General features: G+C 41.3%; 23 protein-coding genes and 1 pseudogene. 1 reads left to right on the top strand and 23 read right to left on the bottom strand.

Annotated elements, in window-relative coordinates; translation table 11 throughout:
- Positions 1–1,228: 1,228 nt before the first annotated feature.
- From C162_RS37635 to C162_RS18350, 7 genes are all read right to left on the bottom strand, one after another.
- Positions 1,229–1,384, bottom strand: a complete 156-nt coding sequence (locus tag C162_RS37635; RefSeq protein WP_156949655.1) for an AbrB/MazE/SpoVT family DNA-binding domain-containing protein — start codon at positions 1,382–1,384, stop codon at positions 1,229–1,231.
- A 33-nt stretch (positions 1,385–1,417) separates the two neighbouring features.
- Positions 1,418–3,325 carry a TnsD family Tn7-like transposition protein gene (locus C162_RS18375; protein ID WP_084648969.1) on the bottom strand — a complete coding sequence of 636 codons (1,908 nt, stop codon included), beginning with the start codon at positions 3,323–3,325 and terminating at the stop codon, positions 1,418–1,420.
- Positions 3,326–3,351: 26 nt separating this feature from the next.
- Entirely contained in the window at positions 3,352–5,082 is a 1,731-nt protein-coding gene (locus C162_RS18370) for a TnsD family Tn7-like transposition protein (protein WP_036696265.1), read from the bottom strand.
- Positions 5,083–5,144: 62 nt separating this feature from the next.
- The gene (locus C162_RS18365; protein ID WP_051493674.1) at positions 5,145–6,893 is read right to left on the bottom strand and encodes an ATP-binding protein; all 1,749 of its coding nucleotides are present in this window, start codon (positions 6,891–6,893) and stop codon (positions 5,145–5,147) included.
- Complete coding sequence (locus C162_RS18360; protein WP_036696262.1) at positions 6,886–9,066, bottom strand: Mu transposase C-terminal domain-containing protein; 2,181 nt, start codon at positions 9,064–9,066, stop codon at positions 6,886–6,888. Before C162_RS18360 ends, C162_RS18365 begins: the two co-directional genes overlap by 8 nt.
- Positions 9,063–9,263: a hypothetical protein gene (locus C162_RS18355; RefSeq protein WP_036696261.1), complete on the bottom strand. Its 201-nt coding sequence runs from the start codon at positions 9,261–9,263 to the stop codon at positions 9,063–9,065. The genes C162_RS18360 and C162_RS18355 overlap by 4 nt, the downstream gene beginning before the upstream one ends.
- Complete coding sequence (locus C162_RS18350) at positions 9,247–10,095, bottom strand: heteromeric transposase endonuclease subunit TnsA (protein WP_051493671.1); 849 nt, start codon at positions 10,093–10,095, stop codon at positions 9,247–9,249. The genes C162_RS18355 and C162_RS18350 overlap by 17 nt, the downstream gene beginning before the upstream one ends.
- Positions 10,096–10,276: 181 nt before the next feature.
- Here C162_RS18350 and C162_RS34455 point away from each other — a divergent pair, with 181 nt between their 5' ends.
- Positions 10,277–10,756 carry a helix-turn-helix domain-containing protein gene (locus C162_RS34455; protein ID WP_156949652.1) on the top strand — a complete coding sequence of 160 codons (480 nt, stop codon included), beginning with the start codon at positions 10,277–10,279 and terminating at the stop codon, positions 10,754–10,756.
- Positions 10,757–10,766: 10 nt separating this feature from the next.
- Here the strand turns inward: C162_RS34455 and C162_RS18340 are convergent, their stop codons facing one another.
- The 16 genes and pseudogenes from C162_RS18340 to sigW all read right to left on the bottom strand — a co-directional run bounded on the left by C162_RS18340 (position 10,767) and on the right by sigW (position 26,345).
- Positions 10,767–10,952, bottom strand: coding sequence for a hypothetical protein (locus C162_RS18340; RefSeq protein ID WP_036696259.1), 186 nt, complete (start codon positions 10,950–10,952; stop codon positions 10,767–10,769).
- Between the two features lie 917 nt (positions 10,953–11,869).
- Positions 11,870–12,379: pseudogene (locus C162_RS37630) on the bottom strand (L-rhamnose isomerase); the annotation flags it as partial.
- Between the two features lie 179 nt (positions 12,380–12,558).
- On the bottom strand, positions 12,559–13,401 hold the full coding sequence (locus tag C162_RS18325; protein WP_036696257.1) for a hypothetical protein: 843 nt from the start codon (positions 13,399–13,401) through the stop codon (positions 12,559–12,561).
- A 103-nt stretch (positions 13,402–13,504) separates the two neighbouring features.
- Positions 13,505–14,278 (bottom strand): hypothetical protein, encoded by a 774-nt coding sequence (locus C162_RS18320; protein WP_156949651.1) that lies wholly within the window; start codon positions 14,276–14,278, stop codon positions 13,505–13,507.
- Positions 14,279–14,648: 370 nt separating this feature from the next.
- A complete protein-coding gene (locus tag C162_RS37470; RefSeq protein WP_327196387.1) occupies positions 14,649–14,816 on the bottom strand; it encodes a tyrosine-type recombinase/integrase in 168 nt (55 codons plus the stop codon).
- 35 nt (positions 14,817–14,851) lie between these two features.
- Entirely contained in the window at positions 14,852–15,328 is a 477-nt protein-coding gene (locus C162_RS37465) for a tyrosine-type recombinase/integrase (protein WP_327196386.1), read from the bottom strand.
- Between the two features lie 255 nt (positions 15,329–15,583).
- Entirely contained in the window at positions 15,584–15,802 is a 219-nt protein-coding gene (locus tag C162_RS18310) for a hypothetical protein (protein ID WP_156949650.1), read from the bottom strand.
- 127 nt (positions 15,803–15,929) lie between these two features.
- Entirely contained in the window at positions 15,930–16,358 is a 429-nt protein-coding gene (locus C162_RS18305) for a hypothetical protein (protein ID WP_036696254.1), read from the bottom strand.
- A gap of 155 nt (positions 16,359–16,513) precedes the next feature.
- Positions 16,514–17,758 carry an RES family NAD+ phosphorylase gene (locus C162_RS18300; RefSeq protein ID WP_162174474.1) on the bottom strand — a complete coding sequence of 415 codons (1,245 nt, stop codon included), beginning with the start codon at positions 17,756–17,758 and terminating at the stop codon, positions 16,514–16,516.
- Between the two features lie 321 nt (positions 17,759–18,079).
- On the bottom strand, positions 18,080–18,415 hold the full coding sequence (locus tag C162_RS18295) for a helix-turn-helix domain-containing protein (protein WP_036696250.1): 336 nt from the start codon (positions 18,413–18,415) through the stop codon (positions 18,080–18,082).
- A gap of 212 nt (positions 18,416–18,627) precedes the next feature.
- Positions 18,628–20,460 carry a glutamine--fructose-6-phosphate transaminase (isomerizing) gene (glmS, locus tag C162_RS18290; RefSeq protein ID WP_036696248.1) on the bottom strand — a complete coding sequence of 611 codons (1,833 nt, stop codon included), beginning with the start codon at positions 20,458–20,460 and terminating at the stop codon, positions 18,628–18,630.
- A gap of 656 nt (positions 20,461–21,116) precedes the next feature.
- Entirely contained in the window at positions 21,117–22,457 is a 1,341-nt protein-coding gene (gene glmM, locus C162_RS18285) for a phosphoglucosamine mutase (RefSeq protein WP_036696247.1), read from the bottom strand.
- Between the two features lie 112 nt (positions 22,458–22,569).
- Positions 22,570–24,027: a CdaR family protein gene (locus tag C162_RS18280; RefSeq protein ID WP_051493664.1), complete on the bottom strand. Its 1,458-nt coding sequence runs from the start codon at positions 24,025–24,027 to the stop codon at positions 22,570–22,572.
- Positions 24,020–24,853 (bottom strand): diadenylate cyclase CdaA, encoded by an 834-nt coding sequence (cdaA, locus tag C162_RS18275; protein ID WP_036696245.1) that lies wholly within the window; start codon positions 24,851–24,853, stop codon positions 24,020–24,022. The genes C162_RS18280 and cdaA overlap by 8 nt, the downstream gene beginning before the upstream one ends.
- A 211-nt stretch (positions 24,854–25,064) precedes the next feature.
- Positions 25,065–25,679, bottom strand: a complete 615-nt coding sequence (locus C162_RS18270) for an anti-sigma factor family protein (RefSeq protein ID WP_036696243.1) — start codon at positions 25,677–25,679, stop codon at positions 25,065–25,067.
- Between the two features lie 99 nt (positions 25,680–25,778).
- Positions 25,779–26,345 (bottom strand): RNA polymerase sigma factor SigW, encoded by a 567-nt coding sequence (gene sigW / locus C162_RS18265; RefSeq protein ID WP_036696241.1) that lies wholly within the window; start codon positions 26,343–26,345, stop codon positions 25,779–25,781.
- Positions 26,346–26,573 lie beyond the last annotated feature (228 nt).

The following is a 26,573-nucleotide window of genomic DNA, read 5'->3' as shown; positions in this document are numbered from 1 at the left end:
AATCCACTCTCCTCTTTGCTTGTCACACGAATCGCTACAATTCAAGAGGAGGGGGTGCTCCGGCTTTGGTTATTTCACGGATTCAGGTTAGAGCAATACTGCTAGCTATTGATATTAATCCTAAATAAAGTAAAATAAAGCCTGTGTAAAAAGTCTCCCCCATTTTAACGCTAGTGAAAAAGGGGAACCCTGCAATTATTGCAATAAGAGTAACAGTTAGCACTATCTTTATTATTGCAAAATAAACTTTAGCTTTATCCGAAAAAATCTCTCTTATAGCTATTGATTTTGTCATAATTTCCTTGCATTTAGAACATAAAGAGGGTACATACGCAGAATAACTCTCCTGGTTCTCATCGTATCTGTATTTAATACTTATGGTTTCTTTACACTTCAGACAACTGTACAAAACTCAAGCACCTTCTTATAAATCGATTAAAATCTACTAGGCAGAATCAAAGAAAACCAAGCTTAATTTCTATAACATAAAACACGTTATTTATTCCCCCTGGAAGAAAATACGTTGAACTCTACTCTACTTCTTATATCTATTAATTTCGACTTTTTTCTAAATAACCCCTTTATTTTTTAAGTGTTTATGGAATGGAATAGAATAAATTATTTCGGAAGATAATATTACACTTGTAACGCAACTGTCCACTTGCCTATTTTATCTATTTAATTTCTTCGCATTTATCAGGGAGTTAACTTTAATTGAACTTTGGTAAGTATTTTGTATTTTTACTATTAATGATACAATCAAATTTTGATGAAAAATGGCAGTCGTTATGTCTATTTCCCTTTTTAAAATTTCTGAGATTCTATTCTCTTTAACGTAATTGTTTATAAATAATCGAATTTAGAATAAGGGTAAAATGGCTATATTCCGCTGTTCATCCCTTTACTCATTTGATTTAGCATTATTACCAGATATTACTTTTGAGAGTTTCTTCATGCTATAAAAAACCTGCCAGCAAATAACCACCACAAACATCAAGAAACAATTCGAATATAGCAGAAATAACTGCTCCCTTTTGAAAATCTATACACTTCCAATTCTTGTGCTTTTTCTTTCACTTGACGAGCCAATAATAATTACAGACAACGCCCCTTGCAACCTTCTATTTTCAAGCTAAAAATAAAAGAATGAGCACTGCGGTTATATTCCGCTATGCTCATTCTTTGGCATTGAGATTGTTTAACCAGGCAGTTATGATGTAGTTCTCTGTTAATCTTGTTTGATAATTGCTTCAAAGAGCTTTTGATCAAGTCGTTTAATGAGAATGCCATTATCAGTCTCAACAAACATGACTTTCCCTTCAATATCTAGTTCCAGTCTCTCTCTAACTTCTTTTGGCAGGGTTACTTGATGCTTTGGAAGTATCTTCTATTGACTTACTGCTGTCGTTCACAATAATTATGAAAGCTCATTTAGCTGGAGTTTTATCTTATCATCTAGCTCTTTTGTACTCCTCCTATACATTGGGCTAAATGTTTTTATATCATCAAGAGAATCTATCCGCTTACTGTATCTTGTCATCTGACTAATAATCACAGGAAGATGCCTTATCAGATAATGTTCATCTGTTTCAACTTTACTTTCTAATAATTTAATTGTTTTAGGAAGTTTTTCACATACCTGTTCTAAATGCTTGGTAATTGTCCTAGGAGCATAAGATAATATCGTATACTTTTTAATCTGTTCTGGTGGATCTTGCTTATATACTTTTTCAGCTGCTAAAGTTACATCTTTACAATATTGATCATCAATACGTCCCCAATCAAGTCGGGTCCTATTTTTTTTGCTTGGAGGTAATACACTCTCTAACCATTCATTATCTTCAATTTTCATTTTATTATATAAATAGCTATACTTTTTACTCATTTCCGTTCTTGAAATACCCTCATTCTCTTTTAGTATTTTAAGAATCCTAACACGATTTTCATTAAAATTATTTGTTGACTCTAAAGTGGAAGCAACTTCCTTATCACTGCCCAACGAACTCCATAATTGATTAAGCGGTTGAAGTATTCTTTTGTCCAATCCTGAAGTGCTATTTTTTGATAGTAAGCCTCTTTTCACTTGTGTTGCAGTAGTGTTTAACCTCTTTGCAATTTGAGTATTACTTAATCCCGTTTCATGTAGTTCCGTTAAGAGGGCATACCACAAAGGCCCCATGGTCAGGACTACATAGTTCCCATCATTTTCTTGATTCGTGTTTCTCCATCTTTTCACAAAACTGAATCCACATAAGGGGCACCCAAACAACCCAGAGATGAATTTCCCTTGTCGATCTACTCGAACACATTTCCGAATAACTTCTAGATTAAAACCTTGGCAAACTGAGTTATGACAAAGCCATGGACCATTTCCAAATGGAATAGGTACGGTAAATGCCGAATTATCCTTAAGAAATTTCTCTACTGAACCAGACAAGAACATAATGAATAAAATGTAAAACAAAATACTTTTCACTCGGTTTCCAGTAAGGATAGTAGTTGTTATGTTCAATTGATCATCTACATCTATAGGTAGAAACTTATTGAAGCTATTGGCTATAAGATATTTATTGAAGTCTTCAATGAGTTTTTTTTGCTCTACATTACCAGAATATTTTAGATATCCCTTTAGTCCTATGATGTTTCGAAATTTCATTTGAATTTGTTCAAGTTGTAGATCATTTGAGTTTTCAATCAACTGTTCGAGATTATTCAGCACTTCCCGCTCTGAGTTAAGACTATCTGAATCAAGCACTGTTATATCCATTTCAGAAAAATCAAATCCACATTTACATTGAGGGGAGAAAAGATTTTTTTTAAAATTTGCTTTACAATTCGGGCAGCAAGTAATTAATTCAGTATAGTGTTCAGGACAACATGTCAAAAAAGAGAATTGATGCTTTCTGTGGAGGTATGTTTCTCCGTATAGATTATAATCATTTGTAATGCAAATGGGGCAATAACGATAGGTATCAGTTAAAAGTTTAGCACTCCCTTTACCTAACATACTAACGATATTTGATTCGGCTTTACCAAACATCATTTCATTCATGAGGGTATCCAATCGGTGTGCCGGAATAAATGGCTTGGCCCAGAAAAAATAGGTGTGATTATATAGAAATTTCTCCACAGAAATACTTTTGGATGGTAATTGTTCCATTAGATGATTTAGGTTACGGGGAAATAAATTATTCTCATAAGTGCTTCTATTAAAAAGGTCAATATTGGTCTCTCTTAGATCTTTATTTCTTGATAACACATGATATCTATACACAATAGATCTAAAATCTTCATCTGAATACAAATATGGAAAATGAGTAAGCATAATTTTATCCCTTTCTGAGATGAAAATTAAATATTATATGGTCTTGTTAAATAATTGAACATATCTTCAACTCGACTTTTTAAAGGAAAATTCAGCCCCGCTAGTTTTAATAGTTTCCATTCTGCTAGGCTGCCTTCCAGCTCAAATAATATATCGGCAGCCCAAAGCATTCGTCGAATTTGATAAGATTCTGTTGTATCCAATTTACTTTGGGTAAAGTTTTTAGTCTTTGGGAGATTATTTATATTATTTAGGAATAATGAAAAGTTTTTTGCTGCGGAAGTTCTGGCTATTGATGCTAATGTGATTCTATGAGGTTCCGACATGCCTTCTATTTCCTCAACCGCTCTCCGAACCACCTCAAACATTAATATGTCTCTTTCACTCCAATTTACCCTTGATATTTGCTTTTTATCGAATGAATTCTTCGTCGTTATGATGGGCTTACTCTTTTTCACTAACGTTCGTTCTTTTTTATAAGAAACTTTCAGATCACCACTTAATAACATTGTTGTCTGTTTTTTAATAGTTCCAGGGTCAACTCCTAAAATCTTTGCTTTCTTACGAAGCGAACTGTCTGTTGCATTAACTTCCTTCAACTTTTCATACCATTCATGCCCGAATTCCTTTATCCTCCCAATCCGGTATTTATCCTCATAAGATTGATCTGGACCGGTACGTGAATATACAAATCCACATGAGCACTGAAAAGTTCCAACCGGTCGCCCCGTTTTACTGCATCGTGATATTGCGCATTCTTCAATGACATTAAGCAGATAATGTCCTACAGCCTTATTTAAACACGGCCACGGCGCATCACCGAACGGTGAATAACTACGTTTTTCTTCCCGGTTGGTATTGTCTCCAAAGAATTTCATAATCAATAAATGCCTTAACGGATGTACGATTTCTTCAGGTGTTCTAATAATCTTGTGCAACCAGGTTTCGCAAACTCCCGTCACTTCGCAATTTAGATACCTTAGCAACTCGTCGCTATAAAACAACCGAAAATTATTAATTAGTCGCTCGAACTTCACCCTCCCTTTGGGTGTTAAATATCCTTGTTCATACAATAAACTTTTGTACTCTGAGCGATCATTTATTCTTAAACATGAAGATAACAACAGAAATGAAGATTGCTCGGCAAGATAAATAAGATGCTCAATCCAGTTATTATCTATCTCAACTTCTACAAAATGTTCTTCTTTGATCTTCGACAGAGCCACAAACTCAAATTTGTGGTTTTCCGTGCTACACTCAACATCACTTAAGATAAGAGGTTGCTTATGCAACGGACAAATACTGACACCTGGTAATTGGTGAGACCTATGCCAGTAGGGTTCGCATATCTCAGATTCAGCTTTAAAACATTCCCGGCAGAACCTAAGATATTTCGGAGTTTTTATTTTTGTGGCCGCTAAACCTAAGTTAGCATAAATAGCTCCTTGATCAGTAATACCCTTCATTAACATTTCAACCTGCTTAATCCTGCTCTTACTCATAAAATGCGTGTAATAAGGAAACAACGTATGGTCTCTTATCAGTTGTTCAGAAGAATATAAATCATCTATTTTCGAGACTAAAACACCTATATGACTTGGAAAATCTGCAGATGCACAAACCCATACACCACCAAAAAGATCCTCAATGGTTTGTTTTTGAGTCTTATTACCAGAGTTCATATGGTATCTTGCAATACCGCTATATAGTAATTCATCTTCATAAAGAGTCGGAAAATAAGCTAGCAATAGAATCATCCTCTCAGATATCCTATTGCTAGAGTTCCCCTTTTTATATATTCTTAGTACTCAATATTTGATTAGATAATAAGTTTTAACAGTTCATCTTCCCTTGGTATACTGCCAATATCCAATAGTTTTTCGCACATAGCCTCAGTATCCTTCTCATTACCTACTACTGCATTTCTAAGGTCATCTTCATCAAGTACTTGCTTTTGTTTTTTCGCACCCTTTTGTCTACTTTGATCCCCATTTTCAGCAACATATATGTTATCTGACTCTTCAGTTACAGCATCACTTGTAATTTCAATGACAAGCTGTTTACGTAGTGTTGCAATATCTTTATCTGCTTCATTCGACTGAAGAATCTTATTCGAGAGTTCCTGAGCTATATCTGAAGATACTCCGAAATCAATAGCTGTTTGAATGAGTTCAATGTATTTCTCTTCATCTCGCTCTATTTTTTCATCCCGTAACGCCTTCGTTCTGATCTTACCTTGCACATTTACTTTTTCAGCAGACTTTTTTAAATATTCATCAAATATATCCCACTTAGGGTACAAATCATCTATTTTCGTTAAGATATCAGGGTCATTCCGTTTTAAGAGCTTTAGCATAGGCTGGACAAGCTGTAAATGTTGTTTCGCAACCGCCTCTAAGAGGCTAAGCGTAATTCTTTCTTTACCGTCCCCATCCTCAATAGCCTGCCACTGGGATAACATATACAATTTTACGGCTATATCAATAATTCCTTGTGAAAGTTCATACATCTTATTACTGAGGTTAGAATTAAGCGTTGTTTTTGTAGCCGTCCATTGGTATTTCCACAGACTCTTCAAAAAAAAGTTCCATTCTTCGCCTTGAACCAAACGGTCCAATATCATATCTCCTTGACCTGTGCTTCTACGAGCTTGGCTAAAACATGTTGAAAGTAGGCTCATCGCCTTGAATGTTCCCATTAATACTACCGGGACACCTATAGTATTAATTAATTGAGTAAAATAATTCAGCACTCTCTCTGCCCCACCGCTTTTCATGGAGCTTAGGTTCTGGACTTCATCAATGACCAACACGCCTATACCGTGCAGTGAAGCAATATGAGCCATTATTGGAATTAACATATCGACAGAAGTACCTTTAGTTTTGTTTGCGAACTTCTGAAAGTAATCGGTACCCAGAATAGAATCGACAGCTTGCAAAAAGTTAAAACACAAGCCCTTCACGGAACCATCAAAGGGACAATTCAGTTTCAGCCATACTATTTGCTTCCGTATGAAAGGTTGCCCTTTATACGTCGAATGATGAATGACTTGTGGATATAATAATAGTGAGCTCTCGATCGACGTCGTTTTCCCCTGACCGCTTACACCTAATATCGTAAACGCTGCAGCAGTAGATCTTACACCGGCAATATTACTCCCTGTCTGATCAACCCCTCCATCAAGTACATCTTTAAAACCGATGTGGAACTGTCTAATATATTCTGGAAAGAAAGGGTTACGAGCTTTATAAGCATGTCGCATTAGCCTTGAGAGTCTTTGTTCCACAAGAAAATGTTGTGGCAATGGCTCAACATAGTCAGAGATTTGTTGTACTAAATGTAATCTTGTTTGTTTTCCTAACTTGCGCTGATCATCCTGGTAATCAGGATATTTCCTAATTTGTAAGGCCACCTCTTCTTCTTCAAAGATCGGCGGCAACGCTTCTATGAATGGATTATCCTTATACCCTGAAATATGCTGCTCGGAATAATGCGCTTCTTCTTGTCTTCCAATAAGACTTGGTGAAAACTGATAAATGGTAGAGAGCTGAGTTTTTTTCTTATCCATGATTTTTATCTCCTTCTGTTTTCAATTTTTCAAGCATACCTAATTTAGATTTGGGCTTGTACACTTCTATTGGAATTACGTTATCAACCGGTTCAGATTCATCATCATGATCTACTTCTCCCAGCTCGAAGGCCTGCTCCTTTCGCAGGTTATCTCTTTCAACTGCCCTGTTTACCCGAATATTGGATTTACGTTCACTTTTCGTCAGGCTGCTGTCCTCGTTCTCTTCACTTCGTTCCGTTGCTTTTTCTGCTATTGTCTGTAATTTTTTACTCAGAGCTACCTCTGAATTAAGTTCTGGTGTTTTATACAAACTTCTTGACAGCTTTTCTTCATATCTAGCTAATTTAACTTCTTCAAGGCTCATATTATTAAAGCGTGAAGACTTGGATAATAGAGTACATTTAATCATTCCTTTCCCCTGTTCAGTCTTCACGTACACATGATTCATGCATCTTCTATCATAAGCAATTGTCACTTTTGGTGATTTCCCCTTAATAAACCCTCCCTGGAGAATTATCTCATCTGAACCGTAATACATGCCTTCAAAATAAATCCCCTCTCGGTTTACTGTTACTATTGCTTCAGGCAATATATTTAAACGGACAATCTCAGGATCAATGACCTTTAAAAAATGATTATGAGCTACCCCCCAATTCCACAAGTCTCTAGGGACTGGACGAACATTATCCAATGCTTGATCTTTATCCAATGGATAATACTCCATATAGTGGTGATTATTTCTGTGAAGAATCATTTCAATCATCATTGCTGTAAATTCCTTAAGCGTAAGCTTTGCATCCAGCACATAATCAGGTCCTCCACGTTTCTGATACTCCTTTTTCACAGCGCCTGGAGTCCATGGTTGCAGTGTCAGGTTTAACGTGCGAAATTGTTGTTCCACGATTCCTTTTAAATCCGCACGATATGGGGGGGTATTCTTCACTTTTATCCCGAGTGCATTTGCGAGGGAATCGGCACTTTTACTTTCCATTTCTCCTCGATCAGCAAAGAAAATTTCGGGCATATGCTGACATGGCCATTCTTCTTCTGTGATTGTAATATCAAATTGCTTGCAAAATTCAACTTTATCCTCAGCAGTATTTTCTATAGCCATCATTAAACCAAGCCATGAGGGCCCTTCGAAACCAACGTATACTCCCACAGTCATATGGGTGTAAACATCAACTACAATGTAGACAACAGGTCTGCCGATGATTCGATTTGAATCCTCAGAACTGACCAAATATACATCTGCAACCGTTGCATCCACCTCGAAAATCTGGCCTGGCCCAGTTGCTCTTCTTGTTTCAGAACCTAGTAGGGGTCTAAAATCACGATTAAACGTAACTTCTCCTTCACGCTCAATTAATTGTTTCCGTTTAGTATAATTTTTCCGTATGTGATATCTGAATTGGGCAATACTTGGTAGCTCATGCTCTGGTGGTATAACGGGAATTTCATAATTCCCCTTTTTAATAGTACCGACCTGATAATACGTTTTTAGCATTTCGATATACGCAAAGCGGACAGAGTCTCTTCTATTACTCCTAAGATAGACTTTTCTAATAACAGCATCAAATATTTCACGAGTCCCCTCAGTGACTATGACACCTTTTAATTTAGGATCTATAGCAATACTTGTTTCCCTAGGTCTACCCATTTTTCGAGTTGGATTTTTCTTTTTACCTCTTCCTCCACACTTTCTGAATCTTGGCAGTAAAGCATTCACCATCTTGCCACCAGCCCAATAATAACGTAAATACTTATAGTAAAATTTCTTCCCTTTTCCCTCCCCTTTTTTTGTTTTATCTATTTCTCCCTTAATGATTTGATATCGTTCTTTTGGATCGTATATATTGGGCTCCAATTCGACAATTTCTTTGATACAATTCCATGCATTATCTCTGATTGTAATTTCCTTAGAATTCAGCTTTTCATTCGGAACTTTAAATCTCGCATACGGGTCACTTTCACGTTTAATCATAGTGCCGTCCACCAGTTCCTGTTCTAATGATGAAATTAGCTTGAATTCCGGGAGTGCATTTTCTCGGATAATAGAGATTGTTACAGCACAATCCTTTAACTGATCCAGCCACAATACTCTTTCACAATCAACAAGCTTTAATTCAGCGTCTCTCTTATCGAGTAAAGTGTTGATAAAGAGGTTCATATAGTCCCTCCAGTCTCAAGTGACACCAGTACAGGCCTTCCACTTTCCTCAGGGGTATCCGGATTAACTACCCAGACATCCATTAGTGTAGCGTCAAATATCACTGACTGATTTAATTGGTATGCTTTCATCCATTCATCAGACTTAAAATATGATGCTAATGCCTCACTACTAAGATTGTTAACAATATACATCATGATTTAACCTCCAATTTTCAAAATGGTTTATTTGAATTTCTAATCGATTTTGTGTAGGCAAGATACGGCGCTTCATATCAACTTCCCATAACCGATTAGCAATTAGATAGCGCACAGCATGCATGCTTGTTCCCATCGGCAAATCTTTTTTTTGGTCGATGCTTAAAGTAATCTTTGCTAACGGCTTGTTTTCAGTTCTTATACATTCATAAAGTACCGGCTCCAGGTCGTACAACAGGTCATTGTCGAGATAAGAGATCTCTTCCAATGATTTGGACGAATGTAACCATTCAACATTTCTGACTAAGTCATAGTTGATTTGCTTTTCCGTAATCAATCTCCACTCAATGCCTAAATCTTCAAAGTAATACTTCTCAATTTGAAGTTTCTCTAATACCCTTTGATTTAATTTATTTGAAGGTTTGATCGAATGAACGATAAACCCAGCTTCATTTTCTGACCTTACCGTTAACATCATGTCTGTAGTCATTACAATAGGATATTTGGTTTTTGGATCAATTGGGTGTTTTATACCTAATTTTTGCGCAATGAAAAGGGTCTTCTCTACGGAAAGCAATGGATATTGTTCCCTTATATCGATAACACCTCTGGCCCATTCCATTTGATAATGGTGTGCAAGCTCGAAATGCTCTGAGAAGTAATGATGCAAGCGTCCACTCTTCCAACCTGGAACCCTCGTCACAATTCCAAGTGAAGGAAAATCATGAATCGTTAACCAAGGTTTATAATCCTTAAAATGTCCTTGCCCCCTCCCTTCTTTGATCCGCCTTGCAATTGTTGCTGCAGTGGTACGTTGACGTCTTTTGGCCATGAATTATTATCCCCTTATTTAGTTAATTATTAATTTACAATAATAATAATTAAGGTATTTATATTTGATTTTGATCATAATCGATTATTAATCAACTTGTCAATGATTAAAGTTGATTTTTTGACATCTTCAAACTGATATGATATTTTAGAATTAGGAAGTACTGTTAAGGGGGATTTTTGTGTTAGTACTAGGAGAACGAATTAAAAGTATGCGAAATTCAAAAGAGTGGACTCAAGAAGAACTAGCAAATAAAATAGGTACAACTAAACATGTAATTTCTAACTGGGAACGTAGCAAAGCTAATCCCGATCCTAGACAAATAATTGGATTAGCTAACACCTTTGAAGTTTCAAGTGACTACCTACTAGGATTAACTAATTTTCCAGAGCCACACTTCCGAGATCCATTCGGTCAGCTATCAATATTTCCACAAATAGATTATGCTTTTGTAAAAGGAACTTCATGGGACTTACCAAAATTAATTAATTCTGGAATTCCACTTTTTGTAGAAAATAAAGAAATCAGTTACAAAGATAAGCAGATGATTAATTCAGTTATTGAAGTTATCATGAAAAGAATGAAAGAAGTCGAGGATGAAATCAAAGATGAACTGCTTATTGATATTCCAATCTCGGGTGAGGATTCTTCCATTCTCTAGAAGCTTTAATTCAAATCAAAAAATCTGCTGTCAAGTCTAATGTTCGTTTACATATATCGCATTTCACCTGGATAACCAATCCTAGCCCCGTAGGAATAAAAGTGTAGGAAAATTTTGCTCCTGTAACATCAACGGGATTACATGAATCCCAGTTTTGAATTTTTCGCTGCATTTCTTCTGTAATTTGAAATATCATCTCTACTCTCCTTTGGATATGGATTCATTATTAAAGATATTTTTGTTCTATAAACTTTTTAATTACATCTTCGATTATTAGCTGTTAATATTTTTATCTGTTTTTAGATATTTTATACTAAAAATAAAAATTCAAATAATTTAAAATAATTAATAACAAAAAAAGACCCACATATGATAGGCTAACCACTAGCCCCATTATGTGAGTCTTTTTGAATTTCTGTTGGTGGAAAGTATGTTTCTGAACACCACCTAATCATATTCTCTCGCTCTTTCTCATGTATCTTTACTAATTGATTTAAGACAAATATTCTTTGCACTATATCCTCAGCGAAGCGCAATTGGTTCCTATAGTAATTTATCTCCCTTTGATATGGCGATTCCCCCTTTCTTTTATGCGAAGCATAGCCTTTAAGCAGTTGAATGTGTAGCTCATAGATTTGGGAGTAGTTCATTCGGACAAAGAGTCCTCCTTTAAATTGTTTGAATGCATCATTCTCAGAATTCAGAACAATTATACCTTCAACTCCAAATGTACTATCATCCTTTTAGCATTAATATATATTTCGAATTAGCTATCATACGTAATTGTGTTACTCTCCGGTTTAGAGAAGTTTGGTTTCCCAACCTTATATTCGAATTTTATCGGCTTAAAATTAAAAAAACACTAAGCCGAATGCATCGGGAGACTTAGCGTTTTTCACTTTAAATGTTGGCGGAACCCCATAAACTGCTTTATATCAGTAAAAGCCTAATCCGTTACCATCAATGTCTTTTCAGTATAACAGCTTCTTCATATGCTTTGACTTCATCTAACCAGCTTAAACCAACACCCGCAATTTCTGTAGCGCATTAGTAATCCCAAACGAGAGAGAAGTGTCCCGCTTTAAATTCTTTTTTATACGCGAGGATTGCTTTTCAAGTATTTCTCAAGCCGGTAACCCAAGCCGTAATCCGGTTGATAGATGCATCAAAGAAGTCGGCAGCGATGGATGTTAGTAGAATCTAACTTATTCAAATGTCCATAATCACCTTGGTTTCGTCATCCAAGCTTACAACGTGGTAGGAATCCCATCGGATTGAACGGGAAACAAGCAATAATATATGATCCGAGAACTCAAAGATGGATGCAAGCTTGGAAGAAACGACTTCGTTCGGATGGTAATGGCCGGTATCAAGCGTCATAATTCTGCTCTCATCACATCCCCCCATGCATAATTCCTGTTAGCCTACAGTAAAGCTTTCAAGACCTATGCCGAAAGCTTAGTTTCATTGCCGTCAACTACACCTATAACGTCTTTAGTTGCCGAGAAAAATTTGATCGAAGCTCTCCTTCAGACATAGTCTTGGGACAAACGTATCGATCAGCATTTCCTTATTTCCACGGTGGGGCCAGTGGTTGATAACACACGCCTTTCCGGTCCATTCGTAGAAATATTGCCGATTCTGCTGCTGCGGATCGCGTGTTCAATCCAGAACTTGTGAACCTCTTCATCCGCTGCTCCAGTTGAGATTAATTTCGCTGAGAAATATATGATGCGTCCTTTCGCATAAAAACAAGCAGGCTAAGCCTCTATGAAGGGCTTAGCCTGCTTGTTTGGATAAAATCAAGCGATTTTTTCTCCCAGCCGCTTCATAATTTTGCTGCAATGCTTGAGCAGGATATATTCCTCTTTAAGGTTCTTTTTGCACAAGCTGTCATAGGCTTCATCGATGGTGACAATTGAGATTCCCGTTTCCGGCTCTAAGTTAGCCAGCTTTTTTACGGATTTCTTCAAGCCCATATCCTCGAAGGTGCCAGGGTACTGCACAAAAATGCTGTAGATGTCCTGAATCAAGGCCGCTGCATTCGCACAGGCATTTCCGCGGTCCTCTTGCGTCTCCAGATGCCATTCCACAAGATCAAAGAGCCGGCCACGGTTCTGTTCAAAATCTGAAATGATTGCTTTTCCTTGACGCTGCAGCTGAAGAACAGAACTTCTTAGCTGCTCTATCGTTTCACCGGGAATTTCCGGTGGCGCCCAGGCTAGAGCAAATCCTTCGATGTCCTTCATCCCCCAGATACCGGTTGAAATTCCATGTTCGCCATCCAATGTGGTGATAAGGTCCATGATATCAGAAGGGATACCCTTCCGATCAGATTTCAACACAAACATCCATTGAGTGATTGCTGGCCAGGTACCCGCTTCTTTGAGTTCGATGAAACCTTCATAATCAGACTTCAATTTGTTTAAGACTTTGGTGACGTTGAAGTTTTCAGGGGCATGTACAGCGTAGATCGTTTTATTATCCAGATGGACCGCGTCCGCTTTCAAATCCCCTTTATTCCCACGTGTCTGAGTTTTTTGGAACCGATCGTTGTAAATTTTCTTCATGATTTCGCTGAATATGGTCTCAAATTCGGTTCCGGTCGCATCCTTTAGCTGGTTTAACATTTCTTTCATTGGCATTGGTTTCCCCTCCACTTTAATTTCCTCTTTCGTATGGCTTAATTCTATCATGGTTAGAGGGGAAAACCTTGGACAACTCAGGATGAGTTTTGTCCACTTCACGTTATTGAAGAATCTCTTCAATAGTCATGTTTAATTTGGTTTCAATATGCTCCTTAATTAGCGGGTTCTGTTCAAGGAACATAAGGACGTCTCGATCCCGTTGTCTATATTCTTTCGCGGTGTCACTTTCAAGTTCGTCACCATAATCCATGTGTTTTTCCCCAGTAACTATCTTATAGTCTTTTATGTATTCGGCTAATTCGGTAGTTTGTAGGGTAATTGTTACGATTGAGTGGGCGAAATCTTTTTCTAGTTTTTTTCTGAATTCTGACAGAAGATATACCTTTTGCGAATAAAGCATAGGGTTAGTGTTAGCGTAAAGCGCATCAATTAACGCATGCATCTGATGGCATTCTAATAGGGCGGAATAACTCAAATTGCGGTTCAAATCAACCATATAAGAATCTCGATCTGTATCGCTGATCTTACCGGTCATATGCTGGTACATATTATTCATAAAGCCGGAAAGATCCTCAAAGGTCGCTGGGTTGAGATCCGTTATTTCATCGGTATAAAGGAGCTTGTAAAAAAATCCATTCTTATCAATCGATTCTGTCAGGATCCCTTTAACAAACACGGATTCAGTTTCGCTCAAATAAATCGCGTTTTTTTCATCTTTAAGAAAGGTGATATCTATATTGAATGATTTGATAAATTGTTTGAATCTCCTTTCGACAGTCTTGTAAGAAAGCAAAACTTCGCCAGATTCCGACTTGTTGAAGTATTCCTTTTCAATCTCTTTTGCTATGGCATGGAGAGACATTCTATTTGACACAACGGATCCTCCTCATTTTAAGGTGGTTGTACATTGTGATTATGATATCACGACCAGCATTATCATTTTCCTTTCTTTTATTACAAATTAGAATCGAAATGTATGCGAGTTTAACAGTCACTGATACCGCTGTTGATATCGTTCCAAATGGAGCACTAAAAAATAATAAACGAAAATGGCCCCATTGGGGAGCCTATAAAATCCAGATAGTCCTAGGGTTCTTTATAGCAGCAGCACGAACAGCCAGCCTAATATGCGTGCAATATAAGGAATTAGATGCCGCAGAGTCTTTCCCCCGGCTAAAGTTGCGTTAAACTGCCCTTTAGTTGAATGGCGACGGATTCTAAAGCTGATCCGTCGCCATTACAAACTAAAAGTAACGTCGATAAAGTTCCCTCCGACGTTCGCCTCGGAGTTGTGCGTAGATTTGAGTGGTCGATGCCTTCTCATGACCGAGCATTCCTTGAATGAAATCTAATGGAGCACCATTATCAAGGAGCTGGCAAGCATAAGTATGTCGAAAGCGATGCGGATACACGTTCACTTGAAGTTCTCCCCGATCTGCAAGCCGTTTTATTGCCTACCTAATCGTAGGGATAGCCATTCGTTTGGTTGGATGCGTATCGGTAACAAATAAGGCTTTGCAGGAATCCGCACGGCTGGACAAGTACTTTTTAACCATACTTTGCACTCTGTCGTAAAATAAATTTCTCTTTGCTTCGACCCCTTGCCATTAACGATTGCTGAGCAGTTCTCCCAGTTTATATCTTCGGCATTAATCTTTTCTACCTCCCCAATCCGGCAGCCGGTGCTGTAGAGAAACTCGAGCAGTGCTCTTTCCCTGAGTGACTGACATGAGATTTTTAAGTGTATGACGTCTTCCTCAATCAAAAACTTAGGAATGCGCTTATCTAATTTGGGTTCTCTCAATTTTAGAGAAGGGTTTGAAGTCCGATAAGTCTCTTCATAAGCATAGCGAAAAAGTGAACGAACAAAACGAATTCGATGGCCAAGACTGTTTGGCTTCAAACGAACTGCTTGTTTTGCCAAGTATTCCTTCAGTGTGGTTAACGTCACCTCTGTGACATCGAGATTGCCTAGCTCCAGCACTAACATCTTGTGCTGTAAAGCGTATGCTTTTAATGTTTTTGGACTGAATCTTTAATGCGTTTGTCAGCCTCATACAAACTCCACAACTCATTTAAGTTCATAACAAAACCTCCCTTTAGAAACTATTAAATCTAGTTTGCTTCTAAAGAGAGGTTTTAATCGCCTGCTGTATTAAACTAGTGTTCCCCGTCAGCGCTACTTTTTATATGGTCGTGGAGTTAATTCAGGTTTCTCTTTTCTCCACCATTGTGACTCATGTCCAAAATAAATAATACACGCCCAGTCTTTCGGATGCTCATGATATCTTAAATCATAATTCTCGGATTCGATATCATCATTCCAGTTGACTCCTTCCCACATATCATTTATCCTGTCGACAGCCCCTTCCTCCGAGATACCAAACTCCTCAATCATGTAGCAGACTATTTCCAAACAGAAACTTTCTGATTCTTGGGTTGTCTTAAAATAAAATCGAACCAACGCATATCTCTCCCCAAAGTGACGTTGCCATCAAGTCGTGGTGCTCTCGTTTCCCTTTAGGTTAATGCACCTTTAGAAGAAGTATTGCTTCATGCTTATAATTCTCGAGATCATTTTCTTCATTCAACCAGGTAACTTCCTCCGGCCTTAGCTGATAAAAACGAGCAACAGCTTCTTTACCATCAGGTTCACAAGTAACTACAATATTAAATTCTTCCCCTGCGAAGTTACGACGGAGTGTCTTTTCCCATACGTCAATTAATTCTAATGCTATAGAGAGGTTCTCCAAGTGCAAGTGGTTTATCGATGTCTCGCAGTCTGTACGGTCTGAGTAAGTTGTTTTATCGAAACTACTCGGTAAATCTCTTGCAAAACAACTAATTAAAATACAGCCATCCCATTCAACAAAATGGGCGTATTCATCATTATTACTAGCCCCTGAAGGTTTGGTTTTAAGCAATAGTGTAGACATCGCTTCATTAGTTATCATGGTAACCTCCAAGGTAATTGAATGAATAAATGTATTGAACTAACGTGTCCCGTTAGTTTAATCCACCGATTTACAAATATGCCTTCGCTTTGTCGGTACTTCGGTCGCATGGAGACGCTCGTGTATTATTACGAAAAATATGCAGATGAAAAATCCTATCTAGAAATAATTAATCGACTATATTCTTTTATCCCAAAGTGTTCTTCTATTAAATCGTCTAGGTGAATATTGTTATTACCCTTAATATAATATTCAATTCTTTTGTCTGTATCTAATGTAGTATCTAAATAATGATATTGATATTTCACTTCATTTATTACAACAGCCTTGTGAGAATTTCTAACATATGAAACTTGATTTGTGTCAAACAAAACCAGATTAAATCCATCATTAACTGAACTTGAGAACTTTACACCATCGAATCCAAGTAATATAAGAGCATCAGCGATTACTTGTGTAAAATCATAATTCTTATCAGGGTTAGGTAAAGATAGTCTTTCTTGTATTGATTTTAAAATAACATACTCATCAATAGCATTATCACTTTCCGTAAAATCATAAAAATCCAAAGTGTGAAAATCTGCAATACGGAGCCTGTCCAGCTCTTTTGTGATTTCAAATTCACCAATCGAAATATAATGCTTTTTGTTAGGCTTAACTTCAGCAATAGCTGTATCTATATTGGATGCTAGGTATATATAAGATGTTTTTTGTCTATTTAGTCTACCTTCTGATGCGATTACTGGACATGGTGCAGCAATAGATCGATTCTTGTATGGAATTGCAATTTCATCATAATTATCAGTGAAAGTAGAGAATTCATCTGCCAGAATATATTCAACACCGATTCTTGCACGAAAATATTTTTTGTCAGTTAATGTTTTATCTATTATTTTTAAATTCTTTAGTTTTTTTAGATGAGTAGCTAATCTTGTCGCTACAATATAAGGATTGATTTTAAGTATAGCAGATTCTAATTCCATAATTACTTCGCAGGTATCATTTTTTATAGATGAAATAAAAGCATCCATCCGTCCGCCACCAAAGTATAGTGATACATCGCTGTCAAAATCATCAATATGACCATCAATTGATTCCAATGCAAAAGAAAATTTATCATTATCATTTTTCCCGTTATATACAAAACAGAAAATAGGGTTTTCTCTTGAAAATAAGGAAACCCAATGCATATACCCACCCCAGTGGCTATTATATTTTGTCTCTGAATAATGATAGCGGATTACTGCTTTTAGAAAGGTTTGAAAACGTTTGTTTTCAACACTTAATGTATGACTACTTGCCCTGCCACACATGTCGCATACACTTTTAAATCCTAATTCGGTAAATAGTCTTTTTAAATTTGTATCCCTAATACAATCAACGCACAAAATGTAGCTCATTATTTCCCTCACTTCATAATAGAATGAATTAAATGTTACCTTCTTCGTCTTTAGGAGAAACTGCATTATAATCTAACCATATATTTCGAGATATAATTGTCACTATCCTGCCCGTTAGCTTAATGAAGGAATTGTCGGTCTGATGTTTTATTTTCTCTGTCTTGAACTTTATTTTCTCCCTACAGTAGGGAGCACATTATTTTTCAAACAGTACGTCTATCTTAAGATTGAGGCATCAGGACAGCAAGATATTGGGGGGAACTACGGGAATAAAAAAATCAAGGTTGTCTATTGGGCACTAGTAACTGGTAGGCATATGTATCAGGAATTCGATCTTAATCTTTTCTTCAGTTCTATTATCTCAAAAATTTCATTCCTATCGTATTCATTGAGTTCTCTATAACCCTTAACCAATTTTTTTACATCCTGATCTTCGTATATAACTCCATTTTCCATATCCAAACCAGTTAACAACCAGTTTAAATTAACATTATATTTAACCTTAATCGCTATTAATGTTTCAGCTGAAGGATTGCTATTTCCCATTTCTATTTCGCTTAAATTCCCTTGAGAAATCCCTATATTCCTTGCAAACTGAGATTGGTTTAAATTCATTTCTTTTCGGATAGATTTAATTCTATAGCCAATATCACTCATCTTTTCACCACCACTCTTGAAATTCTTGATTCACCTTCTAAAAAAGAGAGTAGCCTGAATATTTCTTCAGGCTACTCCTAGATGTAATATCATTACATAGCGGTTCCACAGTTTTATCACTGGTTCCACACTTTTGTCATTGGTTCCATTGTTTTATTACTGGTTCCACTGTTTTATTTCACTGGACAAAAATATATCCAATTCCCCAAACCCTACTCCACAGTAACACTCTTCGCCAGGTTTCTTGGCTTATCCACATCATGACCCAGGGCCAGAGACGCATAGTAAGCAAGCAACTGCAGGGTAACTACAGACAGTGCAGCGGTCAGCAGCGGCAAAGTCTGAGGGATTACGAATACCTGGTCAACGGAGCGGAGCAGGTCGTCTTTGTGCTCTTCGTGGGTGATGGCCATGACATGGGCGCCACGGGCTTTTACTTCTTTGATGTTGCTGACGGTCTTCTCCAGCACGGATTCCTGAGTCGCCAGAGCGATGACAGGAACGCCTTCTTCAATCAGTGCCAAGGTACCATGCTTTAGTTCACCCGCAGCATAGGCTTCGGAGTGAATGTAGGAGATTTCCTTGAGCTTCAGCGAGCCTTCTTGAGCTACAGCGTAATCTACGCCGCGGCCGATGAAGAACAGGTGCTTGTGCTCAGCGATTTGCTCAGCGTAGGCTTTGATTGCGTCTTTTTGACCAAGAATCACTTCTACTTGCTCCGGCAGAGACTGCATAGCGGCCAGAATCTTGGTAACCTCAGCCTCAGACTGTGTGCCGCGTACTTCAGCCAGATACAGACCTAGCAAAGTGAAGGCGATCAGCTGGGAAGTGTACGCCTTGGTCGAGGCTACAGCGATCTCTGGACCAGCCAACGTAACCAGTACACTGTCTGCTTCTCGGGCAATAGAGCTGCCTACTACGTTGGTGATCGCCAGCACATGGGCTCCGTTTGCTTGACCTTCACGAAGAGCAGCCAGAGTATCTGCAGTTTCACCCGATTGGCTCACTACGATAACCAGTGTCTCCGGAGTTACGATTGGCGAACGGTAACGGTATTCAGAGGCGATATCATTCTCTACAGGAATGCGTACCAGGGACTCAATCAGGTTACGTCCAACCAGACCGGCATTATATGCAGTACCGCAAGCTACCACTTGGATATTGCGGATGTTCTTGATTTGTTCTTCTGTCAGGTTAAGCTCAGGCAGAATGACTTTGTTGCCTTCCGCATTCATCCGTCCGCGCATGGTATCGCGGTATGCCTTAGGCTGCTCATGGATTTCTTTCAGCATGAAGTGCTCATAACCGCCCTTTTCTGCGGTAACGGCATCCCAATCGACAGTAATCATTTCCCGAGAAATAAAGTTGCCTTCAATCGTCATCAGTTCGACAGCATCCCGTGTCAATACAGCCATTTCGCCGTCGTTCAGAATATATACATTGCGGGTGTATTCCAGCAGTGCAGGAATATCCGACCCGATAAAGTTCTCGCCTTCTCCAAGACCGATAATCAGCGGGCTGGCTTGACGTACAGCGACCAGCTTATCCGGTTCATATTCAGTCAGTACACCCAGAGCAAACGCTCCGCGCATGTAAGAAATCGCCTGCTGTACAGCCTTAACAATATCTCCCTTATACTCACGGGCAATCAGATGGGAGATGACTTCTGTATCTGTTTCCGAGGTGAAGTGGCATCCTCCGGCAATCAGCTCTTCCTTAAGATCAAGGTAATTCTCAACAATCCCGTTATGGACAACCGAGAATTTGTGAGTATTATCCGTGTGCGGATGAGAGTTCTCATCGGACGGCTTGCCGTGTGTTGCCCAGCGGGTGTGGCCGATGCCAGCACTTCCTGTCAGTGGAGTTGCATCCAGACGGGATTCCAGATTCGCCATACGTCCCTGTGCTTTTACAACCTGCAGACCATCCTTCGTGAACACAGCAATACCGGCGGAATCGTACCCGCGATATTCCAGCTTCTTCAAGCCCTCAACCAAGATCCCCTGCGAATTCTGATTACCAATATATCCTACAATACCACACATTATATTTTCCTCCGTCCAATTTATCGTAATTAGGCGCGCATGAGGAAAGAAACGTGCCGTGCGGCATGTTTTGAAGAAAAGCAAATATGATGTTGTCCATTACACTCAACATGATAACCTGTCACTTGCATCGTTAGTCACGATTATGCACAGTCTTCTCCTCTGCCGTGGCAGAACCGTCTGCGTTCCTGCAAATGCGCATACCCATGATTTGTACATCTTTAAGTTAGCACCCACAAAAGCGTTGTGTGCAAGGTCGCCCTCGCATTTTCCGCTTCCATTTACGGCTCTGGTGCATCACCGGGAGGTCCCCGCCGAACATTTCGAACACCTCCACCTCGTCAGCTTACATCTGCCGTGATCCGTTCAGACCGTCCTGCACTACTACGCAGCCACCGGTCGTCCCTTCTCTCCCGCGCATGATCAAGCTCTGGCGCTTGTGTTGCAATAACCTTACGATCCCCGCTTTCCTTCTGGAATGACACTTAGTCTATTATATGCACCTCACACTGTTTTTGCAACGATGTGGCGAAGAAAACCTTTTTCATCCATTTCATGCTTTTTCCAAACAGCCATGACCTCATTAATAATTCAGCCGGTGAACGAATCGGATTGATCCATCCACCGGCTACCGTTCCTGCTACTTCAGTGAGTGATTACACCAGCTCGCGCTGAACCACTTCAACAATCTGCCCTACAAAAAGATCCAGCTCCGCCTTATCCGGCCCTTCGGCCATTACACGGATCAGCGGCTCGGTTCCCGAAGGACGCACCAGGACACGCCCGTTGTCGCCCAGCTTGCTTTCCACTTCTATGATCGCGGCCTCAATGGCCGGATTGTTCGGATAATTGGTTTTGTCCTGCACACGCACATTGACCAGTACCTGCGGATATTTAGTCATCATGGACTTCAGTGTGCTTAGCTTTTTGCCGGAGGACTTCATGGTATTCACCAGTTGAATCGCAGTCAGAATTCCGTCACCCGTAGTATTATAGTCCAGGAAAATTACATGGCCGGATTGCTCTCCGCCCAGATTATAGCCGCCGCGGCGCATCTCTTCCATGACATAACGGTCACCGACCGCAGTCTTCGCTGTATTCAGCGACAGCTTCTCTGTCGCCTTATAGAACCCGATGTTACTCATGACTGTAGATACAATAGTGCCGTCCTTCAGCTTCCCTGCACGGTTCATCGCATCCCCGCAAATGCAGAGAATGAAGTCGCCGTCCACCTCGTCGCCGTTCTCATCGATAGCAATCAGGCGGTCCGCATCCCCGTCAAAAGCAAGCCCCAGATCCGCACCATGGCGCAGCACCTCTGCACGCAAAGTCTCCGGGTGTGTGGAGCCGAAGCCGTCATTGATATTAAGCCCGTCCGGCTCTGCCCCAATGGCAATCACTTCCGCGCCCAGTTCCTTGAACAATCGCGGTGCCAGCTCATAGGCTGCGCCGTGTGCGCAGTCCAGCACCACCTTCGTGCCCTTGAAGCTCTGGTCGATGGTGGTCTTCAGGTACTCCAGATAGAGGTATTTCGCTTGATCATCCACCCGCAGCGTACCCAGACCCGATCCTACTGGACGCGGCAGTTCATCGTGCTCGGCATCCATCAGCTCTTCGATGCGCAGCTCTGTTTCGTCTGTCAGCTTGAAGCCGTCTCCGCCGAAGAACTTGATTCCGTTATCCTCCACCGGATTATGCGAAGCAGAGATCATCACTCCGGCATCTGCCTTCAGCAGTCTAGTGATATAAGCTACAGCAGGTGTAGAGACTACACCCAGACGGATCACATCTGCCCCAATGGACAACAAGCCGGCAATCAGTGCCGATTCCAGCAGCGGACCGGAGATCCGTGTATCCATCCCGATGACCACTTTAGGCTTTTCCACATTTCCTGCCAGCACATATCCCCCGCAGCGTCCAATACTGTAGGCCATTTCTGCTGTTAATTCACGGTTAGCCACCCCGCGTACGCCATCTGTTCCGAAATACTTACCCATCTTTTTTTCTCCTTTAGAATACGCTGCTTCAGCTTAATAAATTATAGTATGAATGATTCGATAATTCGTGTATGTCAGGTGCATATAAATAGACTCTTACATGCCCGGAAAGTTACGTTCCTCCCGTACTGTCGGTATTATTGCCGCTTGCGGGCGGCGTTGGTTCAGCAGTCTCCGGCGGAATATGTGTCGGCATCGGCGTCTCCTCTATAATCTCGGTGGTATGCTCCGGGGTTGGCTCTACGAGCGTCTCGTCCACGGATGCAGGCTCAGCGCTGGGCTCCGGTGTAGGCGACGACGAGGCCGGGCTGCTGTCCGGCGCGGCAGTCGCGGCCGGAGCAGCAGGCGCCACCAGCTCCACCTTCGCAACAAGCTGCGAGGCAGCATTCTGCAGGCTAATGAACCGGGGGAGCGACACCTGCAGCGTAACATCGTAGACACCAGCCGTAAGCCCCCCGACATCTGCAACCACGCTGATACTATCCTGGTCGAGCTGGTCCAGCAAAGTTGGCGCCCCTGATAGGGTCAGATCCATAGCGGCGCTTCCAGGTTCTAGGATACGGGCTGTCAGCCCGCTGCTGACGCCCTCCAGCTTGATGGGGATAGCAGAGAGGGTCCGCTGGGTAATCTCCGCCGCAGAGACCGCTACAGTCATTGCCGCAGGCTCAATCTTGCCGGTGCCCTCCGGCGGCTTAAGCTCCAGCTTCATCTGCTCTGTACCCGCATTCTTGATAGCGCTCAAATCCAGTACTGCCTCATATGAGGATAAGGTCTTAAGGGTCTCTGCACTGCCGTACACTGTTACCATATCCTGTTCAGGCGTTACCCTGGACAGCACGAGTGAAGCGGGCAGACTGCCGGTGAAGCTGATGTCCAGCGGCAAGGTTTTGGACGGGAGGGTAACAGGTACTTCCACAGCTACTGTAGAGGGTTCAATTACCGCATCCTCCAGCTCATTCCCCTTACTGTCCAGAGCGAAGAGCTTCAACTTCTTCTCGCTGAAAGTCTCATTCTGCCCCTCCAGCTCCACCTTTCCCTGTACCTTCGCTACCCGCCCAAGATCACTTGCCGGAAGGGTAACCTCCACGGATTCCGGGTCAATCACAGGACTGCCCACTTCATAACCTGCTGCCGGCTCTCCCGTTATATTCAGCGAGACGGGAAAAGACTTCGTCGTCCGCGGCTCGATATGCACATTCACCTGATTCGGGACCATAGCTTCCAGGGTTACACCGCTCGGAGTCGAATACATCAGCGGAAGCGTATTATCGCCGGGCTTCACATCCTTCAAGTCCAGCCATACCCGATAAGCATCGGAGAACTTATAGGTCAGATCAGACTTTTTGCCCATCACCTCCATCCTTACGCTATCCACATCCTTGGTCAGTACATACTTCTCACTGTCGAAGCCTTCAATCTCCACTTTGACATTCTCAATCGTCTTCGATTCGTTATTAACCGTAGTCTGGTACGTTGGTGCAGTATCCACATGCACAATGGTCCACAGAATAATCCCTAGAGCCAGGGCAAGGATCTTGTTGAAGTTGTTGTTCTTCATCCACTTATCCATTGTCTTTATTCCCCCTCCGTCTCCAGAAAGCAGAGCTCTTCTCCATCAGGGGCGAGCTGCTTGCGCTCAGCTCTTGGTGCAGCTTCGAGATCAGGGACTCTTCCTTGATATCCCGGACAATTTGTCCATTAATGGCCAGTGAGATCTGCCCCGTCTCCTCGGAGACGACCACAGACACCGAGTCTGCTACCTCGCTGATACCGATGGCGGCACGGTGCCGGGTTCCCAGCTCCTTGCTGATGAACGGATTCTCCGAGAGCGGCAGGTAACAGGCGGCCGCCGCGATCTGGCTTCCCTGCATAATCAGCGCCCCGTCATGCAGCGGCGTGTTGGGAATGAAGATATTAATCAGCAGCTCCGAGCTGACCTCAGAGCGCATGGCAATCCCTGACTCCGTATATTCATTAAGCCCCGTAGCCCGTTCGAATACGATCAATGCCCCGATTTTACGGGCAGCCAGATAATTCACGGCTTTAATCACTTCGCCGATTAATTTGCTGATCTCCTCATCGCTCTCCGCATTCCGCCCGAAGAACTTGCCCCGGCCCAGCTGTTCCAGCCCCCGCCGCAGCTCCGGCTGAAAAATAATAAAGATCGCAAACACCCCGAACGTAAACATCTGGTTCATCAGCCATTTCAGCGTGTATAAGTCGAGAAGCGTACTGCCGCCCCAGATCACGACCAGCACCAGAATCCCCTTCAGCAGCTGAACCGCCCGCGTCCCGCGCACCATATTGAGCACTTTATAGATAATGTAGCTGACAATTAGAATATCGATTATATCTTTAATGGATTCTTTCCATGTAAGGTCAGTAAAGTAGCTCATGGCCGAAAACCCCCGTCATTTCAAATTAGCTGGGTTTATGTAAATTGTCTGTTAAGCATGAATCTTATTCTAGGTTATAACGTTACGCCTCCGGTTGCAAGTTTGGCGGCTGGTAAATTGAAGAACCTGTCATTTCAGGCAACAAAAAAGCGCCATCTTTCCGGAAAAAGAGGCGCAAATGAGTTATCTGCTACAAGCGACCAACATTTAGCTATCGGTAGGCAACTTCAGAGAACATGTTCGTCACTTTATACCAGATCCAGCTTACTGCTTGGTCTATACTTTTGACTTGCCCGGAGATATGGGCGGTTGAAGCCTGATACAGCGAACCGTCGATCACCGTTACGTTCCCGTTGACTTCCCCGTAGACTTGAGTCTTACCGTTCTCCACCGTCAGATCACCGGAGATAATTTTGCCGGAGGGTACAATCACCGTATTCCCCTTGATCACAACCTGGTCGAGGTCTGCCCCTCTAACCACAAGCTGACGATCCTGATTCCAAAAGGTTACGGAGCTCATCAGCATCACAAGAATGAACATGGACGCCGCCGTCAGGGCCGGATGTCTCTTGATCCAGGTGATGAAGGCTCTTTCCTTCTTGGGTTTCGGTAATGAATCCATAATCCGGCTAACCATATCCTCCGAGGCCACAGGTGCCTGGTGCATCAGGGAAAACATCAGCATATCGGTCTGTTCCAGTTCTTTGAACCTCGCACGGCACTCCGTACAGGATAAAAGATGCTCCTTCAATTCCCTCTGCTGCAGGTCGGGCAAGTCGTCATCCAGGTAGTCGTGCATCATAGAGACGGCCAGTTTGCATTCCATAGGAGCCAATCCTTTCATACGTGCTAATTTAGTGCATAAGACTTGCTTAACTTACATACGTCCCTGCCCTGCAGGAGTTTCATAAAAAATAATCTATTTTTACAATTTAGGTCCTAACTTCTTACGCAAAAACTCACGGCCCCGGTGCACCCGGGTCTTAATCGTCGTCACGGGCATATCCAGCACATCGCCGATCTCCTGAAGCGACAAATCCTGCAGATACCGCAGAATCATCACCGACCTGTACTTCACGGGCAGGCTGTCGATGGCTTCATAGATGAGTCTCTGTGTCTCCGAGAGCAGCAGTTCCGTCTCCGGTGTCACATTATCGCTCGGAATCATCGAATACCCGTCAATCCCCTCCTGGTCGTTCATCTCAGCATCCAGGGAATAGGTCGGGCGCCGCTTACGCAGCCGGTCAATGCAGAGGTTCGTGCCAATCCGGTAGATCCATGTCGAGAACTTCTGCTTATCATCATACCTGTCCAGATTTCTGTAGACGCGCAAAAAAGTCTCCTGAACAACATCCTCCGCCTCATGGCGGTTATTCAGCATACGGTAAGCCAAATGATAAATTTTGTCTTTATATAGTTCCACAAGCTCGGCAAATGCCCTTTGGTCACCCTTCAGGGCGAGCTTTGTCAGTCTGCCTTCCAGATTCTCCACCTGTTAACTCCCCCAGACTTGCCGCCCTTGGACTGTCAGCTCTTCGAAGACCACGGTACAAGCATTTAAATCGTAAATCATGTGTGTTCAAAAATCAAGGTTTGTATTGTTACCTTCTATATAATGTGCTGGAAAAGCTGGCTGCAAGGTCGCTGGCGGCTGATCGCTGAAGGAACCCCCTGGCCCCTGGCGGCTGATTAGTCGGGGGCTGCGCAGAACATTTGGACT

Origin of the sequence: Paenibacillus sp. FSL R7-269, from assembly GCF_000517865.1 — a bacterium.
Classification (GTDB): domain Bacteria; phylum Bacillota; class Bacilli; order Paenibacillales; family Paenibacillaceae; genus Paenibacillus_AQ.
Note: the sequence above shows the minus strand (reverse complement) of the source record. Positions and strands in the feature narration are given on the sequence as shown.